This is a genomic window from Pseudomonas sp. GL_093 (assembly GCF_057837605.1).
The window spans coordinates 3,718,887-3,736,618 of the sequence record NZ_CM174448.1 but is presented as its reverse complement, the minus strand read 5'-3'; the positions used below and the strand labels follow the sequence as shown (position 1 = coordinate 3,736,618).

The following is a 17,732-nucleotide window of genomic DNA, read 5'->3' as shown; positions in this document are numbered from 1 at the left end:
TCGCTTGGTTGTCAGAGGATGTGTCGTGAACATCTGGGGTGTTGCTGGTCATTTCTGGTACGGATGTGCCGCAAAACCGGGCTTAAACCCCCCGTTTTGCCGTGCGGCTGCTAGTGTTGTTCGATGCGCAAGGCGCAAGCTGCGTACCGATGACCGAATATGTCGCAGCGCTGCAAGCACGGGGCTTGCCGCACTGGTTAAGCTGCGCAACGGATGAGCACCTGTAAAGGCATTGCGCTGTACCTTGCCCAGTCGTTTTTGCAGATGCCCATTCATGGAAGGTGAATGTGACCTGAGTGTCTCGTCCAGCTTCACCCACCTGTCATCCTGTTTCCTCTGCCCGAGAATCAGGAACAGGGTGACGGATTACCCCGAAAGGGGTTTGCACGCGACGCTTCCATCAATAACAAGCCCAAGCGGAGTACCACAGATGGCGTTCTTCACCGCAGCCAGCAAAGCCGACTTCCAGCACCAACTGCAAGCGGCACTGGCCCAGCACATCAGTGAACAGGCACTGCCACAAGTGGCGCTGTTCGCGGAACAATTTTTCGGCATCATTTCCCTGGACGAGCTGACCCAGCGTCGGTTGTCCGACCTCGCCGGCTGCACCCTTTCTGCGTGGCGCCTGCTTGAGCGCTTCGATCACGCGCAACCGCAAGTGCGCGTCTACAACCCCGATTACGAACGCCACGGCTGGCAGTCGACCCACACCGCGGTCGAAGTGCTGCACCACGACCTGCCATTTCTGGTGGACTCGGTACGCACCGAGCTGAACCGTCGCGGCTACAGCATCCACACCCTGCAAACCACTGTGCTGAGCGTACGTCGCGGCAGCAAGGGCGAGCTGCTGGAAATCCTGCCGAAAGGCACCCAGGGCGACGACGTGCTGCAAGAGTCGTTGATGTACCTGGAAATCGACCGTTGCGCCAACTCGGCCGAACTGAATGTCCTGAGCAAGGAACTGGAACAGGTTCTCGGTGAAGTCCGCGTCGCGGTCGCCGATTTCGAACCGATGAAAGCCAAGGTCCAGGAGATCCTTACCGGCCTGGACAATAGCCAGTTCGCTGTCGATTCTGAAGAAAAAGCCGAAATCAAAAGCTTCCTGGAATGGCTGGTGGGCAACCACTTCACCTTCCTCGGCTATGAAGAGTTCGTGGTTCGCGATGAAGCCGATGGCGGCCACATCGTCTACGACCAGGACTCCTTCCTCGGCCTGACCAAATTGCTGCGCACCGGCCTGACCTACGACGACCTGCGCATCGAAGACTACGCCGTGAACTATCTGCGCGAACCGACCCTGCTGTCGTTCGCCAAGGCTGCGCACCCAAGCCGTGTACACCGTCCGGCTTACCCGGATTACGTGTCGATCCGTGAAATCGACGCCGACGGCAACGTCATCAAGGAATGCCGTTTCATGGGCCTGTACACCTCCTCGGTGTATGGCGAGAGCGTGCGGGTCATTCCGTACATCCGTCGCAAGGTCGAAGAAATCGAACGCCGTTCCGGCTTCCAGGCCAAGGCTCACTTGGGCAAGGAACTGGCGCAGGTGGTTGAAGTGCTGCCGCGCGACGACCTGTTCCAGACCCCGGTCGACGAACTGTTCGCCACCGTGATGTCGATCGTGCAGATCCAGGAACGCAACAAGATTCGCGTATTCCTGCGCAAAGACCCGTACGGCCGTTTCTGCTACTGCCTGGCCTACGTGCCGCGCGACATCTACTCCACCGAAGTGCGCCAGAAGATCCAGCAAGTGCTGATGGATCGCCTGAAAGCCTCGGACTGCGAGTTCTGGACTTTCTTCTCCGAGTCCGTGCTGGCCCGCGTGCAGCTGATTCTGCGTGTCGATCCGAAGAACCGTCTGGACATCGACCCGGTTCTGCTGGAAAAAGAAGTGGTACAGGCCTGCCGCAGCTGGCAGGACGACTACGCGAGTCTGGTCGTCGAAAGCTTCGGCGAAGCCCACGGCACCAACGTGCTGGCTGACTTCCCGAAAGGCTTCCCGGCCGGTTACCGCGAGCGTTTCGCCGCGCATTCGGCTGTGGTCGACATGCAGCACCTGCTGAGCCTGAAAGAATCAAATCCGCTGGTAATGAGCTTCTATCAGCCACTGGGTCAGGTCTCCGGTCAGCGCGAGCTGCACTGCAAGCTGTATCACGCCGATACGCCGCTGGCGCTGTCCGACGTGCTGCCAATCCTGGAAAACCTTGGCCTGCGCGTGCTGGGTGAATTCCCGTATCGCCTGCGTCACAACAGTGGCCGCGAGTTCTGGATTCACGATTTCGCGTTCACCGCCGCTGAAGGCCTGGAACTCGACATCCAGCAACTCAACGACACCTTGCAGGACGCTTTCGTCCACATCGTGCGTGGCGATGCCGAGAACGATGCGTTCAACCGTCTGGTGCTGACCGCCGGCCTGCCATGGCGCGATGTCGCGTTGCTGCGTGCCTACGCTCGTTACATGAAGCAGATTCGCCTGGGCTTCGACCTGGGTTACATCGCCAGCACCCTGAACAACCACACCGACATCGCTCGCGAGTTGACCCGGTTGTTCAAAACCCGTTTCTACCTGGCCCGCAAGCTCGGCACTGACGATCTGGAAGACAAGCAGCAACGTCTGGAACACGCGATTCTGAGCGCACTGGACGACGTCCAGGTGTTGAACGAAGACCGTATCCTGCGTCGCTACCTGGACCTGATCAAAGCCACCCTGCGAACCAACTTCTACCAGACCGACGCGCACGGTCAGAACAAGTCCTACTTCAGCTTCAAGTTCAACCCGCACCAGATTCCAGAGCTGCCGAAGCCAGTACCGAAGTTCGAAATCTTCGTGTATTCGCCTCGCGTCGAAGGCGTGCACCTGCGCTTCGGCAACGTTGCTCGCGGTGGTCTGCGCTGGTCTGATCGTGAAGAAGACTACCGCACCGAAGTCCTGGGCCTGGTAAAAGCCCAGCAAGTGAAGAACTCGGTCATCGTGCCGGTGGGCGCCAAGGGCGGCTTCCTGCCGCGTCGCTTGCCACTGGGCGGCAGCCGTGACGAGATCGCGGCCGAGGGCATCGCCTGCTACCGCATCTTCATCTCGGGCCTGTTGGACATCACCGACAACCTGAAAGACGGCGCGCTGGTACCGCCGGCCAACGTCGTGCGTCATGACGACGATGACCCGTACCTGGTGGTGGCTGCGGACAAGGGTACTGCAACCTTCTCCGACATCGCCAACGGCATTGCCATCGACTACGGCTTCTGGCTCGGCGATGCGTTCGCATCGGGCGGCTCGGCCGGTTACGACCACAAGAAAATGGGCATCACCGCCAAGGGCGCGTGGGTTGGCGTTCAACGTCACTTCCGCGAACGCGGCATCAATGTTCAGGAAGACAACATTACTGTGGTCGGCGTCGGCGACATGGCCGGTGACGTGTTTGGTAACGGCTTGTTGATGTCCGACAAGCTGCAACTGGTCGCAGCGTTCAACCACTTGCACATCTTCATCGACCCGAATCCGGAGCCGGCCAACAGCTTCGCCGAGCGTCAGCGCCTGTTCGACCTGCCGCGTTCGGCCTGGTCGGACTACGACACCAGCATCATGTCCGAAGGCGGCGGGATCTTCTCCCGTAGCGCGAAAAGCATCGCGATTTCCCCGCAGATGAAAGAACGCTTCGACATTCAGGCTGACAAGTTGACCCCGACCGAACTGCTGAACGCCTTGCTCAAGGCGCCGGTAGACCTGTTGTGGAACGGCGGTATCGGTACTTACGTCAAAGCCAGCAGCGAAAGCCACGCCGATGTCGGCGACAAGGCCAACGATGCACTGCGCGTGAACGGCAACGAACTGCGCTGCAAAGTCGTGGGCGAGGGCGGTAACCTCGGTATGACCCAGTTGGGTCGTGTCGAATTCGGCCTCAATGGCGGCGGTTCCAACACCGACTTCATCGACAACGCCGGTGGTGTGGACTGCTCCGACCACGAAGTAAACATCAAGATCCTGCTGAACGAAGTGGTTCATGCCGGTGACATGACCGACAAGCAACGTAACCAGTTGCTGGCGAGCATGACCGACGAAGTCGGCAACCTGGTTCTGGGCAACAACTACAAGCAGACTCAGGCACTGTCCCTGGCAGCACGCCGTGCCTTCGTGCGGATTGCCGAATACAAGCGTCTGATGAACGATCTGGAAGGCCGCGGCAAGCTGGATCGCGCCATCGAGTTCCTGCCGGCTGAAGAAGCGATCAACGAGCGACTCGCGGAAGGCCATGGCCTGACCCGTGCCGAGCTGTCGGTGCTGATCTCTTACAGCAAGATCGACCTCAAGGAAGCGCTGCTCAATTCCCAGGTGCCGGACGACGATTACCTGACCCGCGACATGGAAACCGCTTTCCCGCCGACCCTGGTGAGCAAGTTCTCCGATGCCATGCGCCGTCACCGTCTGAAGCGCGAAATCGTCAGCACCCAGATCGCCAACGATCTGGTCAACCACATGGGCATCACCTTCGTTCAACGACTGAAAGAGTCGACCGGCATGAGCCCGGCGAACGTGGCCGGTGCTTACGTGATCGTGCGTGACATCTTCCATCTCCCGCACTGGTTCCGTCAGATCGAAGCCCTGGACTACCAGGTTTCCGCTGACGTGCAACTGGAGCTGATGGATGAGCTGATGCGTCTGGGCCGTCGCGCTACGCGCTGGTTCCTGCGCAGCCGTCGCAACGAGCAGAATGCTGCCCGTGACGTCGCGCACTTCGGTCCACATCTGGCAGCGCTGGGCCTCAAGCTCGACGAACTGCTGGAAGGCCCGACCCGCGAAGGCTGGCAGACCCGTTATCAGGCGTACGTTGCGGCTGGCGTTCCTGAGTTGCTGGCGCGCATGGTTGCAGGCACTACTCACCTGTACACTTTGCTGCCGATCATCGAAGCGTCCGACGTGACCGGTCAGAACGCAGCCGACGTGGCGAAGGCTTACTTCGCTGTGGGCAGCGCGCTGGACATCACCTGGTACCTGCAACAGATCAGCGCTCTGCCGGTTGAAAACAACTGGCAGGCCCTGGCCCGTGAAGCGTTCCGCGATGACGTCGACTGGCAACAACGTGCGATCACCATCTCGGTCCTGCAACAGGGCGACGGCACTCAAGACGTGGAAACCCGTCTGGAGCTGTGGATGGAAGAGCACGAAGGCATGATCGAACGCTGGCGCGCCATGCTGGTAGAAATCCGTGCCGCCAGCGGCACTGATTACGCCATGTATGCGGTGGCCAACCGTGAGTTGCTGGACCTGGCGTTGAGCGGTCAAGCGGTAGTGCCAGTCATTGCCACTAGCACTGCCAGCGCTGAGTTGGAACCGGCGGCCTGATCAGGCGCTGAATGAAGAAGCCCCGTCTCGAGAGAGGCGGGGCTTTTTTTTGCCTGAAGGGTTTGTACCGTCTGGTCGGGCCTCATCGCGAGCAGGCTCACTCCCACATTGGTTTGCGTCGTACACAGAACTAATGTGGGAGTGAGCCTGCTCGCGATGGGGCCATTTGCCTCAATACAACTTCTGACCTGTTGTGTTATCGATCATCGACACTTTATCTGTCGGCCTGGTCAATAAATTACTGAGCGACTGGTCAAACTTCTGCAAGGCCCGAACTTGCACATTTTGTTGTTCGTTAATGTCGGCAACTATCTCTTCGCTGCGTTTATAGTCCGCCCATACCGGACTCAGCTCTTTAGCGTCATGCCCTTGCGCAGTACCGATGTAATTGAAGTTCGAATCGTAGAACGCTGCGCTGACATTCGCGCTGATGTCCGAACTGCGCGACGTCATCAATTGACTGCGGGTATCGACAATGGCGACCACGTCCGGTTTAGCGGCCCTGAGACTTTGCATGTCCGGGTACACCGTCACCGAGCCAAACTGACGTTGCAAGGACCCCTTGACCCAGTCCACGGCCAGGTCGGGTTTGGAGGTGGCAACGTAGGCATCGTGAATCGACTGCACCAGCAGGCTCTGGCCGAAACCGGTGCCGGCGTTGGCCTGGTAATCCTGAAGGTAGGCGCGGTTGGTCTGAGTGTTGCGGCTGTAGACGATGCCCAGGGACACGTTGTTGCCATTGGTGACATGTGTGGCACTGCTGCGACCTACCGGCTCGGTGAAGACGCCGTCGAGCGAAGAAACAGCCTTCGGTGCAGTGGGTATTGAGCAACCCGTTAAAAGAATCGTCATCGTCATGGTGCTGACAAGTGCAAGTTTCATGGTGTTTCTCCCGTGAAACAACTTGAGTCGGAAAGTTAATAGGCCGGACACAGTCGGCGGAGATTCCAGACTAAACCTGTCGACACTGAATGAAATGGCCAATCACCGCACTTGTCAGGTGACTACTAGTTTTGTTTGGTTTAAAAGGCCCCGGTTAATTGCGCCGGGAAATAAAAAGGCCTGAATTGTTAATTCGGGCCTGTTTATTTATGGCTGGCGCAACAGCTATCAGTTTTCCAAAGGGATCAATACTTTTTCGTCGGGCGCTAACACCATGAACACCAGCAGTTTGGCGGGTTTGGTGGTACTGGCATTTTTCGAGACCAGATGCTCCGATCCGGCCGGTTCATACCAATACTCGCCGGCCTTGTAGGTTTTCGGTTGCTCGCCTTTCACTTGAGAAACGATCGATCCAGAAATAACGTAAGCCATAGCCGTGCCCTCGTGCTTGTGGGCGATGGACGATTGGCCGGGTTTGTAGTCGACTTCGATCATCAACGCTTTTTTGCCCGGCACGTTTTGCAGCATTTCGTCCTGCAGAATGGTGACTTTTTCCGAAGGGTCGTGAGCGAATGCCGCGACGGAAAAGCTCAGGGCCAGGGCGGCGAGGGGCGCAGCACAGTAGCGGAAGGCGTTCATGGGTTATCACCTGCTGTGGTTAGTTATCAGTGACCACAGTAAGTCTCGGCAAAGGCCAATCAAACAGCCAATTTTCGTGAAGGCGAGGGGACCAATCATGCGCGTTTTAAAAACAAGATCACCGCCTCCAGCCACTCCTGCAGGGGTACCCAAAGCCCTGTAGGAGTGGCCGAAGGCGGCGACCTAATTTTTAAACGATAGGAAAACTGTTGAAGTCGACGCTGTTGGCCAGGCGGCTGTCGATCAGGCCGATAAAGCCTTGTACTTCAGGGCAGTTGAAATGCATTTGCATGGCCGCTTCCGATTGCCAGCGGGCGCTGACCGTCCAGCGGTTGTCGTCCTCGGGGCAGCGGTCGACCATATAGGAATCACAGCCCGGTAGTTCGCGCAGGGTGTCGACAATCTTTTGCAGTTGCTTGCCCAGTTCGTCCGAGCGGCCGGCGGCGGCCTGCACCTTAACGGTATTGATCACTTCGTTGGACATTGCTCACACTCCTGAATCAGGCCGGACGAATCCTGCTCATTGAGGGATAACGCTTATGCAGGATAGGCCTGCATACCCGGACCACCAATAGCCAATCGCGGAATAAAAACGCAGACCAATCCGTCAGGCAACCTGCTGCAAAATGTCCCGCAGGCGATCCAGGGCGATGTCGATGTCCAGGGTTTCAATGGCGCCAAAACCGAGGAAAAGCCCTGCCTGCGGCGCTTGCTGATAGAAAAAGCTGTCGATGGGATACACCCCGACTTCGACCTTTTTCGCCAGTTCGATCACCAATGGAATATCGATAGACACTTTGCACATAACCACCATGTGGAACCCGGCGGTGGTCGGGACCGCCTCGAGCCACGGTGAAAGATCGCCGGCCATGCGCTCGAGGATCCGCTCACGACGCCCGGCATAGATCGTATGGCAGCGCCGGATGTGCTTGAGCAGACAGCCTTCGGCGATGAACTTGGCCAGCGCCCATTGGGGCAGGGTGGACGTGTGCAAGTCGGTGAGCTGCTTGGCGCGAATGACCGCTTCGAGTATTGCCGGCGGCAGGATCGCATAACCCAGGCGCAGCTCCGGTAGCAGGGTTTTCGAAAAGGTCCCGACGTAGGCGACGATGCCGCGCTCGTCCATGCTTTGCAGCGAGTCGGTGGGCCGGCCTTCGTAGCGGAATTCGCTGTCGTAATCGTCCTCGATGATGATCGCGCCCAACTCATGAGCCCGCTCCAGCAGCGCCACCCGGCGCGCCTGGCTCATCGGCATGCCGAGCGGGAACTGGTGCGACGGCGTGACGTAAATCAGCCGGGTACCAAGGGGGATCTTGTCCACCTGAATGCCTTCCGCATCCACCGGGACGCCGATCACCGTGGCGCCGTGGGTACCGAACAACAGGCGTGCGGGCGGATAGCCAGGGTCTTCCATGGCGACAAGGCTGCCGGGACGCGTGAGCACCCGAGAGATCAAGTCCAGCGCCTGTTGCGCGCCGTTGCACACCACCACGTCTTCATCCTGACAATTGACCCCGCGAGAAAACGCGATGTGCCGGGCGATCGCATTACGCAGCGCCGGCAAGCCTTCGGGCAGGCTGTAGAAGCCCTTGGACGCGGCGATCTGACGTAAGGCGTGAGCGGTGCAGCGCCGCCAGTCATCCTGGGGAAACTGGCCCTTGCTGGTGGCGCCGCCGATGAAGTCGTAGCGCAACGAGCCTTCCAGCGTCGGATGGCGCAGGAACACCGGTAGGTTGCGCCAGGACTCGATGACCTCGGCACTGGCCAACTCCGAATGGCTCTGTTTACGGGTGATTTTCGCCGGTCGGGCGTTGACGTAGGTGCCTTTGCCGATGACCCCGGTGAGGAAGTTTTCGTAGGTCAGTTGCGTGTAGGTGTCGGAAATGGTCTTGCGTGAAATCCCCAATTGTTCTGCCAGCAAACGACTGGGCGGCAGTTGCGTCCCGGCTGCCAGGCGACCGGATTCGATGGCGCTGCGCAGTTGGTTGTACAACTGGCCTGCCAGGTCCTTGCGGCCGTTGATGACAACGTGAAGTTCCATACCGGCGAGGCTCCTGGGGCAATTGAGGCGCGTGTGCGTCGGGCCAGATTACCCGCATGAGCGCCTGCGCAAAAGTTGCGTGGGCGAAAAACCTCCGATTGGTCTGGTGCCTGAGTGGTCCACGGGTATTTCGCAGAATTGGATCTGTAACGCCTGCGTATCAACGCCTACCTTGAGGGGCACACATTCGATCCACGAGGTCACTCCATGAACCCCCGTCTGGATTACTACAGCGCGTCGCCCAAAGCGATGAAAGCGATGATTGCCATGGAGGCATTGACCAGCAACCTCAGCATCGAGCCGGCCTTGCTGCACTTGATCAAAATCCGTGCGTCGCAACTCAATGGCTGCGCCTTCTGCACCGACATGCACTCGGTGGATGCCCGGCGACTCGGCGAGACCGACCGTCGTTTGTATTCGATCGTGGTCTGGCGCGACAGCGGCTTTTTCAACCCTCGAGAACGTGCGGCGCTGGCTTGGACCGAAGCCGTCACCTTGCTCTCTGAAAGCCATGTGCCGGACGAGGTCTACGCGCAGGCCCGGGAGCAGTTCAACGAAGGTGAGATGGTCGACCTGACCATCGCCGTCACCACCATCAACAGCTGGAATCGACTGGCGGTGAGTTTTCGGCAAACCCCCGGCGGCTGAATCGATTTTCCGCCCTGAGTGTCACATCAGGTTCATAAACGCTGCGCAGGATGAGGCTTTCAAGGACAGATCGACAGGGAGTCAGCGATGCCATTCATGGAAACCACAGGTCGTCAGCAAGTTGCCGAGTACCGCTCGCCCGTAGAAAAAACCTCATCCTGGCGCACTCTGGCGGCAGGGATCGATCCGGTGCTGGCGCAGTCTTTTCGGGTCAGTGCCCGTTGCGGCTGTTTCATGCAAGCGGCCCGCAGTCTCAACATCAAGACCACCCAGTTGCGCAAACAATTGGCGCAGCTTGAAGCGCACCTGCAGTGTTCGCTATTCAGTCACTCAGAGAATGGCGTTGCCCTCAGTCGTGACGGGTTGCAGCTGCAATCGCAGTTGATTGCCCTGGCCCACGAGCGCGATTTGCCGGTGACCGAACAGCCGTTGATTCGCCTGGCCGTCGCCGAATCGATCCTGCATGACATTCTCGGTCGCGATCTGGTTGCCTTGTTGCGGCGCAACGCCAGCGTGCGCCTGGACATCATCACCCTGGACAGCGAACTGTCCCTGCAAGCGGTCAGTGCCGATGTGGTGCTGTGGCTGGCCGGCACCGATTCACCGCTGCCTGGCCCGAGTTTTGCTGTCAGCGAGCCCCGGCGTCTGGCGCGGCTCGACTACTTGCCCCACATCGCCAAACGTTACTCACGGGTCGCGTCGCGGCCAGAAAGCCTCGACGACCTGACGGATTTCCTGCTGGTGCAATGGCAGCATAACCGTCAGGTCGACAGCTTTCGGCCGTGGAATACCCTCGTGGATCAACGCTTGGCCGGGGTAGTGCAGTTGCATTCCTATCAGCTGATGCTGGAGATGATCCGTTGCAGCGCCTGCATTGGCCTGCTGCCCGGATACATCAGCCGCTTCGACCGCGGCCTGATTGAATTGCCGGGGCTGTTCAGTCAACCGATGCAGCGTCAGGTGTGGATGGCGGTCAATACCGAGTCTGAGGGGCAAGCGCAGGTGCAGATGATCGTTGAGCTGATCCAGAACACTTTCACTGAGCGCCGAGAGTGGTTCGAAGGCTGACCGCCGTCCAAAATGTGGGAGCGGGCTTGCTCGCGAAGGGGGACTGACAGTCAACATCATCGTTGAATGTGAAATCGCCTTCGCGAGCAAGCCCGCTCCCACACTGACTCTCGCCACACCGGAAGATTGCGGTATAGAGTGGGCGGCCATGTCTGTATCAAGGATGAATCACCCATGCCCGCCACTGACGCTGTCATTTCCCTCGAACGTTTCAACGAATCCCACATCGACGGCATTACCGCGCTCTACAACGACCCGGCCATTACCCGGCAGGTGCTGCAAATGCCGTTTCAGTCCACCGAAGTCTGGCGCAAGCGCCTGGCGCCGGACAACGAGCGTGTGGTGCAGCTGGTGGCGCTGCATCAAGGGACGGTCATCGGCAATATTGGCCTGGAGCAGTTTTCGCGGATCCGCCGCAGCCATGCCGGCAATCTCGGCATGGGCGTCGCGGTGGCCTGGCAGGGCAAGGGCGTCGGCTCGAAGCTGTTGGCGGCGGCGCTGGACATCGCCGACAACTGGATGAACCTGCAACGGCTCGAACTTTCGGTGTACGCCGACAATGAAGCCGCCATCGGGCTGTATCGCAAGTTCGGCTTCGACACCGAAGGGCTGTTTCGCGACTACGCCGTGCGTGACGGCGTGCTGGTCGATGCCTTGAGCATGGCGCGTCTGCGTCGCACACCCAAGGCCGCTTAAGTCACTCGCCCAAGGCGAACGCCACCGCCGCCTGCGCATGCAGTTCGGTGGTGTCGAGCAAGGGCAGGGCGCTGTGCTCGGGTTTGATCAGCAGGCCGATTTCCGTGCAACCGAGGATGATTGCCTGGGCGCCACGTCGGGTCAGTGATTCGATGACCTGCTGATAGACCTTGCGTGACGCCTCGCTGATCACCCCGACGCACAACTCGTCATAGATGATCCGGTGGACGGCCTGACGTTCATCAGCCTCCGGCACCAGTACGGTCAGCCCCATCGAAGTCAGGCGTTCCTTGAGGAAGTCCTGCTCCATGGTGAACGCTGTGCCGAGCAATCCAATCTTCAGCGCACCCGCCTCGACGGCAGCCTGACCCGCCGGGTCGGCGATGTGCAGAAACGGAATGCTGATCGCGGCCTGAATCTGCCCGGCCACTTTGTGCATGGTGTTGGTGCACAGCACCACACAATCGGCGCCACCCGCCTGCAACCGCTGCGCCGCATCCACCAGAATCGCCGCGGCATCGTCCCAGCGCCCGGCATGCTGGGCCTGTTCGACAGGGCCGAAGTCGACGCTGTACATTAGCAGTTTCGCCGAACGCAACGGCCCGAGCCGGTCGCGTACCTGTTGGTTGATGAGGCGGTAATATTCGGCGCTGGACTCCCAGCTCATGCCGCCGATAAGGCCGATGGTGCGCATGTCGTGCTCCTGTTGATGGCAACCCTTTGTTTTTGAGCATGCCTTTATTTGAGAGTACCCGTGGCTTTTCATAGCGATCTATCAGGAAATTTCACATGCCAGCGGCGCTGAGCCACGACCTGCTGGACGGCAGACTCTGCCTGCAGCTTTTGCCCCGTGCAGCTTACAGCGCGCGTGACCCAGTGCAGTGGCGAACCCTTGGGGTGACGCTGGAACGTCAACACGGCGTGCACGCCATCGATTCGGATCATCGGGTGGATTTCGATACCTTGCCTGGCGTGCTGGCTTACACCCCGGTCGGCGTGGAAGTGTTTTCCGAATCGGCCAGCGGTGGCGAATACCTGCTGATGCGTCTGGACAAGCCGTTGGCCCATCAGCATTTACCCTCGGTTGACCACCGTTTGCAGTCTTCAGGCAATCGCCGTGCGCTGATGCTGGGCCGGGAACTGCGGCGCCTGTTGCTTGCTCCGCAACTGGACAGGCTGGCGCTTGAGCAAAGGGCGGTAGAATTCGTTGGTTTGGTGAGTTCAAAGGCCGATACCGCGCAACGTGCCACGCCCAGGGTTTTCACCCGAGTACTGGACCAGATCGCCGAGCAGTTCCACGAGCCCCTGACCCTTGAACAATTGGCCGTCACCTACGGGCAAAACGAGCTGCGCTTTCTGCGCGACTTCACCCGGGCCATCGGCCTGACACCCCACGCTTACCTTGTTGAAGTGCGGCTTCAGGCGGCACGCCGGATGATCGAACACACCGACCTGTCCCTGGCCGACATCGCCCTGGACGCCGGCTTCGCCCATCAGTCCCACATGGGCAGTGCCTTTCGCAAATACCTGGCCATGACGCCCAGCCAATACCGTTCACGCTTTTAGTCGTACGCCGGCAGCGCGCATCTGCCATGCTCAAAGTCCGCAGCACCGTTTCAACAAAGGAACACCGCAATGGACGATGTACAGCAACTGGGTGAGATGCTTCGCCATTACGCAGAAAGCGAAGCACACAAGAAGCAACTGTTCGAGTCGCAATCGGCCGTGTGGGCGACGCGCATTGGTGAACTGTTCGATCAGATCCAGCAATGGCTGGAACCGGTCCAGGCGCCGAATCTGCTGGAGGTGAGCCGCGAGGCGTATGTTGCGTCCGGGCCGAGCGTGCCGGTCGAAACGTCGACCTTCAAGACCGAGAAGTTGTCCATTGTGATCGCCGGTAAACCGGTTGAATTTGTGCCGGATGTGATGGGTGCCGGTGGTCAGATTTCACTGGCCGTGATGGGCCTGACGGCCGCGCGCTACGGCAGCATTTCGCTGGTGTGCCTGCCGCCGTCCAGCAGCTGGCAATGGCGCAAGACCAATGGCTTGAAAGACCCGGATACCTTTGCCTTTGATGCGAACTTTTTGGCGCAGCAGTTGCAGAGCCTGATCCCGCGCGAGCGCAGCTGAACCCTCTGACCTGACACATACCCCTGTGGGAGCGAGCTTGCTCGCGATGGCGGTGTAACAGTCAACATAGATGTTGGATGTTATGGCCTCATCGCGAGCAAGCTCGCTCCCACATTGATCAGTGTGGCTTCAGATATCGAGGTTGCCCCAGCCCGGTTTCGCCTCTTCAGGCGCAACGGCCTTCACGGTCTTGCCCGTCGCCAATTCCACCCGCCGCGCCACCTCCGGGTCATCGGCAAACGGAATCAGACTGGCTTCATCCAGACTCTCTGCCGTCTGGTGTTTCAGGCAGTATTCAACCGCCAGCCAAAGCCCCACCACGCCCAGCACATTCAGCACGACCTCAATCATCTCAAGCCCCTTGCCTCAGGCAATCTGCGCGTCGCGTTCGGCCATTTCGACGTCCGAAACCCGCACCGTGCGCCAGACGTTGTAAGCCATCAGCAACATCCCGCTGAGGAAAAACACGCCGCCAGCGAAGCGCACCACGAACCCTGGATGGCTGGCTTGCAAGGCTTCGACGAAGGAGTAGGTCAGCGTGCCGTCATCGTTGATCGCGCGCCACATCAGGCCCTGGGTGATGCCGTTGACCCACATCGAGGCGATGTACAGCACGGTGCCGATGGTCGCCAGCCAGAAGTGCAGGTTGATCAGTGGTGTGCTGTACATCTGCTCGCGACCGAAGACTTTCGGGATCATGTGGTACAGCGAGCCGAAGGTAATCATCGCCACCCAACCCAAAGCGCCGGCGTGGACGTGGCCGATGGTCCAGTCGGTGTAGTGGGAGAGGGCGTTGACCGTCTTGATCGCCATCATCGGCCCTTCGAAGGTCGACATCCCGTAGAAGGCCAGGGACAACACCAAAAAGCGCAGGATCGGGTCGGTGCGCAACTTATGCCAGGCACCCGACAGCGTCATCATGCCGTTGATCATCCCGCCCCAGCTCGGTGCCAGCAGGATCAGCGACATCGCCATGCCGAGCGACTGCGCCCAATCCGGTAGCGCGGTGTAATGCAAGTGGTGCGGGCCGGCCCAGATGTACAGGGTGATCAGCGCCCAAAAGTGCACGATCGACAGCCGATAGGAATACACCGGCCGCCCAACCTGTTTCGGCACGAAGTAATACATCATCCCCAGGAACCCGGTGGTCAGGAAGAAACCCACTGCGTTGTGCCCGTACCACCACTGCACCATGGCGTCGGTCGCCCCGGAATACACCGGATAGGACTTGAACCAGTCCACCGGGATCGCCAGGTGATTGACCACATGCAGCATGGCGATCACCACAATGAACGCGCCGAAGAACCAGTTGCCGACGTAGATGTGCTTGGTCTTGCGCTGTACCACGGTGGTGAAGAACACGATGGCGTAAGCGACCCAGACCACGGTCATCCAGACCGCGCCGGAGAACTCGATCTCGGCGTATTCCTTGGTGGTGGTGTAGCCCAGCGGCAGGGTGATCAGCATCACCACGATCACTGACTGCCAGCCCCAAAACGTGAATGCGGCGAGCTTGTCCGAAAACAGCCGCACCTGGCAGGTGCGCTGCACCGCGTAGTAACTGGCGGCGAATTGCGCGCTGCCGGCAAAGCCGAAAATCACCAGGCTGGTGTGCAGCGGGCGCAAGCGGCCGAAGGTGGTCCATGGCAGGTCGAGGTTCATCTGCGGCCACACCAGTTGCGAGGCGATCCACACCCCCATCACCATCCCCACGACACCCCAAACCACGGTTGCCACGACGAATTGGCGGACGACCTTGTAGTTATAGGCCTGTCCGATTGTTGCTGTGCTCATGGTCAATGCTTCCACGGTTGCAAAGTCTTGCCAGGCCACCCGGACTGGCATGTCGCCCACTGTAGAAACCCTGCCAGAAACAAAACAGACTCAGAAAAACCGAGTTTATGCGGATCAGATAAAGCGAACGCCTGCGGTGATCAGCCGCAGTCTGATACGGTTTTTTAGTATTTAGCTGAATCTGTAACGCGCTGCGCCACAGGTCCATAGTCGCCTCAAGAAAACGGGCCATAGAGTTTCAAGCTCAATGAAATCCCACAGGGGTTGCGCAGAGCCCGATCAATCCTGATGAGGTAGCCACATGTATCAGTACGATGACTATGACCGGGCCCTGGTCTTTGAGCGGGTCGCGCAGTTTCGCGATCAGGTCGAACGCTTCATGGCGGATGAGTTGAGCGAAGAAGAATTCCTGCCGCTGCGTTTGCAAAACGGCCTGTACATGCAAAAGCACGCCTACATGCTGCGCGTGGCGATTCCATACGGCACGTTAAGCGCGCCGCAAATGCGCACGCTGGCGAGCATCGCCCGGGATTACGACCGTGGCTACGGCCACTTCACCACCCGGCAGAACATGCAGTTCAACTGGATCGAACTGGCCCAGGTGCCAGACATCCTTGAACGCCTGGCACACGTGGAAATGCACGCGATCCAGACCTCCGGCAACTGCGTGCGCAACATCACCACCGAAGCCTTTGCCGGGGTGGCAGCGGATGAAATGATCGACCCGCGACCACTGGCAGAAATCCTCCGGCAGTGGTCGACCATCAACCCGGAATTCCTGTTCCTGCCGCGCAAGTTCAAGATCGCCATCTGCTCGGCAGAACAGGACCGGGCGGCGATCATGATGCATGACATCGGTCTCTATCTTTACCCGGGCACCGACGGGCAAATGCTGCTGCGGGTCATCGTCGGCGGCGGATTGGGGCGCACGCCGATCCTTGGTTTGCAGATCCGCGAAGGGTTGCCGTGGCAGCACCTGCTGTCCTACGTCGAGGCGGTGCTGCGCGTCTATAATCGCCACGGTCGGCGGGACAACAAGTACAAGGCGCGGATCAAGATTCTGGTCAAGGCGCTGGGCATCGAAGCCTTTGCCCGGGAAGTGGAGGAGGAGTGGCAGTACCTCAAGGACGGCCCGGCGCAACTGACCGGCGTCGAGTATGAGCGTGTGGCCAGTGCCTTTGTGCCGCCGGACTACCGTGCTCTGGCGGACACCGACCTCGATTTCGGCACACGCTTGTCCGAAAACCCGGCCTTCGCCCGTTGGGTGTCGCGCAACGTTCAGCCGCACAAAGTGCCGGGCTACGCCAGCGTGGTGCTGTCGACCAAACCGGGCATTGCCTCACCGCCGGGTGATGTCACGGCCGAGCAAATGGAGGCGGTGGCCGGCTGGTCCGAGCAGTTTGGTTTTGGCGAAATTCGCATCGCCCATGAGCAGAACATTGTGTTGCCCGACGTGCCCAAGGCTGATCTCTACACGCTTTGGAGCCGCGCCTGCGAACAGGGCCTGGGCTGCGCCAATATCGGTTTGCTGACCGACATCATCGCCTGTCCCGGCGGTGACTTCTGCGCGCTGGCCAATGCCAAGTCGATTCCCATCGCGCAAGCCATTCAGGCACGCTTCGAAGACCTCGACTATCTGCATGATCTGGGCGACATCAGCCTGAACATTTCCGGCTGCATGAACGCCTGCGGCCACCACCACATCGGCAACATCGGCATTCTGGGGGTCGATAAGAACGGCAGCGAGTGGTACCAGATCACCCTCGGCGGGGCTCAGGGCAAGAACAGCGCATTGGGCAAAGTCATCGGCCCGTCCTTCAGCGCCGCCGAAGTGCCCGAGGTGATCGAGCAGATCATCGCCACGTTCGTCAATTACCGCGAGAGCGAGGAAGTGTTCGTCGACACCTTGCAGCGCATCGGTCTGGAACCGTTCAAAGAGCAGGTCTATCCGAAGCTGCTGGAGGTGTCGGCATGAACAATGTGCTGCGGCTGGAGGAGGGTGTGGCGCGGATTGTCGCTGATGATCCATGGACCCTGGTCAGGGATGTCAACGATGAATGGCCGGCGGGTGCAGTGATTCTGCCGTTGGCCCGTTGGCTTGAAGGTCCACCGCAAAAGGGCGTGTGGTTGGGGCCGGACGATGAGGTGGAAAGCCTCAAGCCGTGGTTTTCACACCTGCCGCTGATTGCCCTGGATTTTCCGAGTTTCCGTGACGGTCGCGGTTACAGCCAGGCGTACTTGCTGCGCACTCGATTGGGCTGGACGGGCGAGTTGCGCGCGGTCGGCGACGTACTGCGCGATCAACTCAGCCACATGCGTCAATGCGGGTTCGACAGCTTCGCGGTGCGTGAAGACAAGTCCGCCGAAGATGCGCTCAAGGGGCTGGCGGGGATGAGTGTGCTGTATGGGCGTTCGGTGATTGAGCCGCGGCCGTTGTTCAGGCGACGTTGAGGGTTTCGCTTGGGTCGATGATGGCACTTTGGTAGAGTCCGCACC

15 protein-coding genes are annotated in these 17,732 nt (G+C 59.5%); 8 read left to right on the top strand and 7 right to left on the bottom strand.

From position 1 onward, the window contains the following. Positions 1-430 precede the first annotated feature (430 nt). Positions 431-5,338 carry an NAD-glutamate dehydrogenase gene (locus AC3IUE_RS17070; protein WP_489263036.1) on the top strand — a complete coding sequence of 1,636 codons (4,908 nt, stop codon included), beginning with the start codon at positions 431-433 and terminating at the stop codon, positions 5,336-5,338. 171 nt (positions 5,339-5,509) lie between these two features. Here AC3IUE_RS17070 and AC3IUE_RS17065 read toward each other — a convergent pair whose 3' ends face one another. The 4 genes from AC3IUE_RS17065 to pdxR all read right to left on the bottom strand — a co-directional run bounded on the left by AC3IUE_RS17065 (position 5,510) and on the right by pdxR (position 8,900). Beyond that, on the bottom strand, positions 5,510-6,220 hold the full coding sequence (locus AC3IUE_RS17065; RefSeq protein WP_489263035.1) for an ATPase: 711 nt from the start codon (positions 6,218-6,220) through the stop codon (positions 5,510-5,512). Between the two features lie 228 nt (positions 6,221-6,448). After that, positions 6,449-6,859 carry a cupin domain-containing protein gene (locus AC3IUE_RS17060; protein ID WP_489263034.1) on the bottom strand — a complete coding sequence of 137 codons (411 nt, stop codon included), beginning with the start codon at positions 6,857-6,859 and terminating at the stop codon, positions 6,449-6,451. A 190-nt stretch (positions 6,860-7,049) separates the two neighbouring features. Then, positions 7,050-7,343: a putative quinol monooxygenase gene (locus tag AC3IUE_RS17055; RefSeq protein ID WP_008150809.1), complete on the bottom strand. Its 294-nt coding sequence runs from the start codon at positions 7,341-7,343 to the stop codon at positions 7,050-7,052. 123 nt (positions 7,344-7,466) lie between these two features. After that, positions 7,467-8,900, bottom strand: a complete 1,434-nt coding sequence (gene pdxR / locus AC3IUE_RS17050; RefSeq protein WP_056745840.1) for a MocR-like pyridoxine biosynthesis transcription factor PdxR — start codon at positions 8,898-8,900, stop codon at positions 7,467-7,469. Between the two features lie 207 nt (positions 8,901-9,107). On the opposite strand from pdxR, the gene AC3IUE_RS17045 reads away from it, so the two are divergent. From AC3IUE_RS17045 to AC3IUE_RS17035, 3 genes are all read left to right on the top strand, one after another. After that, complete coding sequence (locus AC3IUE_RS17045; RefSeq protein WP_489263033.1) at positions 9,108-9,548, top strand: carboxymuconolactone decarboxylase family protein; 441 nt, start codon at positions 9,108-9,110, stop codon at positions 9,546-9,548. A gap of 87 nt (positions 9,549-9,635) precedes the next feature. Further along, positions 9,636-10,616: a LysR family transcriptional regulator gene (locus AC3IUE_RS17040; protein WP_489263032.1), complete on the top strand. Its 981-nt coding sequence runs from the start codon at positions 9,636-9,638 to the stop codon at positions 10,614-10,616. A 174-nt stretch (positions 10,617-10,790) separates the two neighbouring features. After that, entirely contained in the window at positions 10,791-11,312 is a 522-nt protein-coding gene (locus AC3IUE_RS17035) for a GNAT family N-acetyltransferase (RefSeq protein WP_489263031.1), read from the top strand. Position 11,313: 1 nt separating this feature from the next. Here AC3IUE_RS17035 and AC3IUE_RS17030 read toward each other — a convergent pair whose 3' ends face one another. Further along, positions 11,314-12,006, bottom strand: coding sequence for an aspartate/glutamate racemase family protein (locus AC3IUE_RS17030; RefSeq protein WP_056745848.1), 693 nt, complete (start codon positions 12,004-12,006; stop codon positions 11,314-11,316). 95 nt (positions 12,007-12,101) lie between these two features. On the opposite strand from AC3IUE_RS17030, the gene AC3IUE_RS17025 reads away from it, so the two are divergent. Together AC3IUE_RS17025 and AC3IUE_RS17020 are read left to right on the top strand one after the other, a co-directional pair. Further along, the gene (locus AC3IUE_RS17025) at positions 12,102-12,878 is read left to right on the top strand and encodes a helix-turn-helix domain-containing protein (RefSeq protein WP_489263030.1); all 777 of its coding nucleotides are present in this window, start codon (positions 12,102-12,104) and stop codon (positions 12,876-12,878) included. A gap of 69 nt (positions 12,879-12,947) precedes the next feature. Continuing rightward, positions 12,948-13,442: a hypothetical protein gene (locus AC3IUE_RS17020; RefSeq protein WP_046046933.1), complete on the top strand. Its 495-nt coding sequence runs from the start codon at positions 12,948-12,950 to the stop codon at positions 13,440-13,442. A 129-nt stretch (positions 13,443-13,571) separates the two neighbouring features. Here the strand turns inward: AC3IUE_RS17020 and AC3IUE_RS17015 are convergent, their stop codons facing one another. Beyond that, the gene (locus tag AC3IUE_RS17015; RefSeq protein WP_489263029.1) at positions 13,572-13,793 is read right to left on the bottom strand and encodes a cbb3-type cytochrome c oxidase subunit 3; all 222 of its coding nucleotides are present in this window, start codon (positions 13,791-13,793) and stop codon (positions 13,572-13,574) included. A 15-nt stretch (positions 13,794-13,808) separates the two neighbouring features. Beyond that, positions 13,809-15,236 (bottom strand): cytochrome-c oxidase, cbb3-type subunit I, encoded by a 1,428-nt coding sequence (gene ccoN, locus AC3IUE_RS17010; protein ID WP_489263028.1) that lies wholly within the window; start codon positions 15,234-15,236, stop codon positions 13,809-13,811. Positions 15,237-15,537: 301 nt separating this feature from the next. On the opposite strand from ccoN, the gene AC3IUE_RS17005 reads away from it, so the two are divergent. Together AC3IUE_RS17005 and AC3IUE_RS17000 are read left to right on the top strand one after the other, a co-directional pair. Beyond that, the gene (locus tag AC3IUE_RS17005; protein ID WP_489263027.1) at positions 15,538-17,211 is read left to right on the top strand and encodes a nitrite/sulfite reductase; all 1,674 of its coding nucleotides are present in this window, start codon (positions 15,538-15,540) and stop codon (positions 17,209-17,211) included. Beyond that, positions 17,208-17,687, top strand: a complete 480-nt coding sequence (locus AC3IUE_RS17000) for a DUF934 domain-containing protein (protein ID WP_046046936.1) — start codon at positions 17,208-17,210, stop codon at positions 17,685-17,687. The genes AC3IUE_RS17005 and AC3IUE_RS17000 overlap by 4 nt, the downstream gene beginning before the upstream one ends. The last annotated feature ends 45 nt before the right edge of the window (positions 17,688-17,732 follow it).